Annotated in this window: 5 protein-coding genes; all 5 read right to left on the bottom strand. The window is 41.9% G+C overall.

Going from position 1 to position 3,581, the window contains the following annotated elements; all coding sequences use genetic code 11:
* On the bottom strand, nucleotides 1-708 hold a 708-nt coding region (locus F6K38_RS37325; protein ID WP_287360046.1), incomplete at its 3' end, for an Npun_R2821/Npun_R2822 family protein.
* 6 nt (nucleotides 709-714) lie between these two features.
* On the bottom strand, nucleotides 715-1,704 hold the full coding sequence (locus tag F6K38_RS37320) for a glycosyltransferase family 10 domain-containing protein (protein WP_008184342.1): 990 nt from the start codon (nucleotides 1,702-1,704) through the stop codon (nucleotides 715-717).
* A 138-nt stretch (nucleotides 1,705-1,842) separates the two neighbouring features.
* Nucleotides 1,843-1,977: a hypothetical protein gene (locus tag F6K38_RS37315; protein ID WP_267872030.1), complete on the bottom strand. Its 135-nt coding sequence runs from the start codon at nucleotides 1,975-1,977 to the stop codon at nucleotides 1,843-1,845.
* A 40-nt stretch (nucleotides 1,978-2,017) separates the two neighbouring features.
* Nucleotides 2,018-2,923 (bottom strand): sulfotransferase family protein, encoded by a 906-nt coding sequence (locus F6K38_RS37310; RefSeq protein ID WP_287360045.1) that lies wholly within the window; start codon nucleotides 2,921-2,923, stop codon nucleotides 2,018-2,020.
* Nucleotides 2,924-3,383: 460 nt separating this feature from the next.
* Nucleotides 3,384-3,581: hypothetical protein (locus F6K38_RS37305; protein ID WP_287360044.1), on the bottom strand; the 198-nt coding region annotated here is incomplete at its 5' end.

Below are 3,581 nucleotides of genomic sequence, written 5' to 3'. Positions count from 1 at the left end.
CAAACTCAGAGCAAAATTATGGATCGATAACCCAGACCTCATCCTCATGTAGTTGAGTACAGATTGGTTAGGCGCTCGCTTATACAGAACCTCTGCTTCCCCATTAGCTAACTGAGAAACTAACCATTCTCGCTGCTCTTCAGGAAATAATCCCCGCTTAGCCCCATAAAATCCCGAACAGAAAATTTCTGAATTAATCTGGGATTCATCGAATACTTCCAGTAACTTCGGTGAGGCTACGTTAAAAATATGTGCTGGGTCTTTATACTGAAAGTCATAAACCACAAAATCACTTTCATCTAACTGCTTAAAGACGAAATCTAAGGAATTCATCAGCAGAGTGTCAGCATCGAGATAGATAAATTTTTCAAATGGACTCTCTGGATCAAACGCACAGTAACGATGATTTTCACCAACCCGATAGAATTTCGTCTTCATGCCTTGTTCCTGCCATTCTTGTAAAGCGTCAGGGTGAGTTTTCCAAACACGGTAGGAAAACTCTTCCCAACGGGCAAATAGTTCTGGATTATCCAGCAAGGTGACATTATCTCGGGTGGCAATTTCTTGACGGACGTTGTCTAATTGATCATTGTAGGCAATTACACAAACTGGAGTCTCTTTCCCAGCATTAACCTCTATGCTGTTGAGCAGTGCTACCAGTTGGTTGTAAACCAGATCATTAGCCAATGTATAAATTCCTGTGCTCATCTAGACTTACCCCAGTTTTTCCACTACTTTAGACAAGAAGTTGAGTAAATTCAACTCATGTAAAATGATTTGACGTGCTTCTGCGATCGCATCTAGAGCGTCATGCCATGCATCCGGTGTAGCGGTCACCTCCTGAATGTAAGCTAAGCCCTTTTCATCCTCACTTGGCAGTCTCAAGAAGCTTCCTGGAGGCAATAATTTATCAGCAGCAGAACCACCATAGTATATGGGTAAACACCAGGCTAATAAAGCATCCCACAACTTTTCACTCACATACCAATCATTACCAGCATAGTTTTCAATCGCCAGGTTGTAGTAATAAGGAGCCATCGCATTCCACTTATTCCCTACTTTTCCATATCCGTTTACCCAGTCTGGCAAATCCCGTCCATACACGTCAAATTCTAGATCACTGTCCCTCAACAGCTTCAAAAACGCCAAACGCTGACGATGATTAGCCGTGCGAGCAATACCGGAGGTAATCCAACAACAGGAACGAGCTTTTTCAGGCGGTCCCATTTCATTCAATTCACGAAACGAATTGTTGTGGTATGAAATAGCAGGCATATAGTCAGGAATTGGCGCAAAATCATCAGGACCACATACATAGCCACAGTATTCCTGAGCTTGTTTATATTCATTAATTCGGATCTCTTCCCGTTCTGGAAAGGGAGGTTCTCGCACCAAAGAAATAATCCGTTCTTTCGGCACTCCCCGCAAGAGAGTCTTGAGATCTGCGACCTTAGGCTCAGCGGGCTTGTGAGCTAGCCCAAAAAAATTGCCAAATTTGGGTTTAACTGGTTTGATGTCAGAAAATTCGTTAAAGTTGTATAGCAGTAAAAAATCCGGTTGAGGTGCAGTAGCTATCATTTGAATATTTTTCCAAACCCCCAAAGGACGAGGGGTTTGTTTCCATAGCCAATCAACAGGACTGGGTTTCAGTGCCTTATAGCTACTGATCATACCGATAACTTTTTTGTCCATAGTTTTGGACATAGCTTAATTTCCTAACTCATCAATTTGAAGTTGATAATAATTTGATCAGCTTAGTTTCAGCTTAACGTAAGCATTTAGCTATCAGCTAAATGCCGTTGGCCACGCTACTTGAGGTGCTATCAGCTATCAGCTATCAGCCTATGCGCTACTTGAGGTGCTACTGTTCGCGCAGCGTGCCCGTAGCGCAATCGGTGCTTTTGAATCAAATAAGCTGACGGCTGACGGCTGACGGCTGACGGCTGACTGCTTACAGCTTAACTTACTTAACTTCATTGTCAAATTCTAATTGTAAACTTACTTGTTAACTTAATTTTCAACACTTTAGCCATTGGGACAGATCCCGACCAATCAAATCTTGAAGCTGGAGGATATCCTCGCGATAGAATTCAATCAATTGCTTCCGCACTGCTGATGATAACTTAGGTTGACCACGATTTAAATATCTAATCTTGTTAACTAGTTTATCCTTTAGGCTAGCAGGAAGCAATGGACTGAGAATTGATTTAACTGGGTGCGGTTGGTTCAAAAAGGATTCCAACGCTTTGTTTTTGGGAAGGCGAGGAGCTTGCCTAACTTTTTCAGATATATCTGGGGTAAAGGTATCGTCTATCTCCAAAAAACCAAACATATCTTTCAGCATACCTAGAGGATTATTATTCAAATCTTCGTATAGGTAAACCTTAATCTGGCTTTTTTCAAAGGTATCATAATAACGCTTAATTTGGACATAGTAAAGTCCCTGGTGTTTATAGTGCCAGAAGGACCACCAGTTATTTTGAATGCGCTTCTCTTCTTGGTCAAGAGCCTCAGCAAAATCCGTTAGTGGTTCGCGCTCTTGCTTGAGTAAATGTAAATAGTTGGAATAGGCTCTTTCTGCTGGATCTCGAACAATTGCGATCAGTTTTGCCTTAGGAATGTAGTACTTTATGCGTTCAACAGATTTCGCAAGGTAGAGATAACTTGTAGATGCTTCACCAATAGCTACTTGATTAGTTACCTTTTTAAATAGTTGACGATAGGCGTCAATATCAGTGACAATAAAATCTGCTTCTTTTTCATCTCCCAACCCACGGAAATCTAAAGTTTCCCCTTCAAAAGCAAAAAACCTAGGTTCCTTGGAAGGACTCATGTAGATTTGCGGATGCTGCTTTAGATATCGATAAATTGAGGTAGTTCCAGCCTTAGCTGCACCTAGGATTAAAAAGTTCGGCATTGTCATGAGTCTATCTAGTTAACTGCTCCTTGATAAAGTGATCTTAGAAGGTGTTTAATCAAGTCCTTAGATTAGACATTAAATGATCAGGAGAGGGGGGCTGACCTTGTCATGTGGTCATGTCTTATTCTTTCCTATTCTTGACCTGATATCCCCATCACCTCATCACCCGATCTCGAGATCTCGAGATCTGAAAGTATTTCTAGTAAGCATAACCGAAATTGAGATCAGTAAGTGGGTTTTTTATACCCACTTATCAGGGGCTGGTGGGTACTCCTCTGTCAGCCGTCAGCTGTCAGCCGTCAGCTGTCAGCTGTCAGCTTAACATAAACCTATGCAGGCCTATGGCCACGCTACGGGAACGATAGAATTTAATTATTGAGAGATTGATGAGAATTGAAAGTCTGGTGAAAAGCCTTTGGCCATGCTAATTGAGGTGCTTTGTGGCACAAGCTTCTAGTTTTTGCTATAGGCCACAAGCGCTGTGACTTAACTCAGCATTATTCGAATGCTTACCTCTTTGATTCAAAAGCACCTCAAGTAGCACCATCCGTAGCGCATTAGCTGATAGCTGATAGCTGATAGCTGATAGCTGATAGCTGATAGCTGATAGCTGATAGCTGATAGCTGATAGCTGATAGCTGATAGCTGATAGCTGATAGCT

The sequence above is a fragment of the Moorena sp. SIO3B2 genome (assembly GCF_010692525.1).
GTDB classification, from domain to species: domain Bacteria; phylum Cyanobacteriota; class Cyanobacteriia; order Cyanobacteriales; family Coleofasciculaceae; genus Moorena; species Moorena producens.
This window is presented reverse-complemented; position numbering and strand designations above follow the sequence as displayed.

Coding starts and splice junctions, on each gene's coding strand:
- F6K38_RS37310 (WP_287360045.1), bottom strand. CDS start 2,923: ATGACAATGCCGAACTTTTTAATCCTAGGTGCAGCTAAGGCTGGAACT.
- F6K38_RS37315 (WP_267872030.1), bottom strand. CDS start 1,977: ATGAAGTTAAGTAAGTTAAGCTGTAAGCAGTCAGCCGTCAGCCGTCAG.
- F6K38_RS37320 (WP_008184342.1), bottom strand. CDS start 1,704: ATGTCCAAAACTATGGACAAAAAAGTTATCGGTATGATCAGTAGCTAT.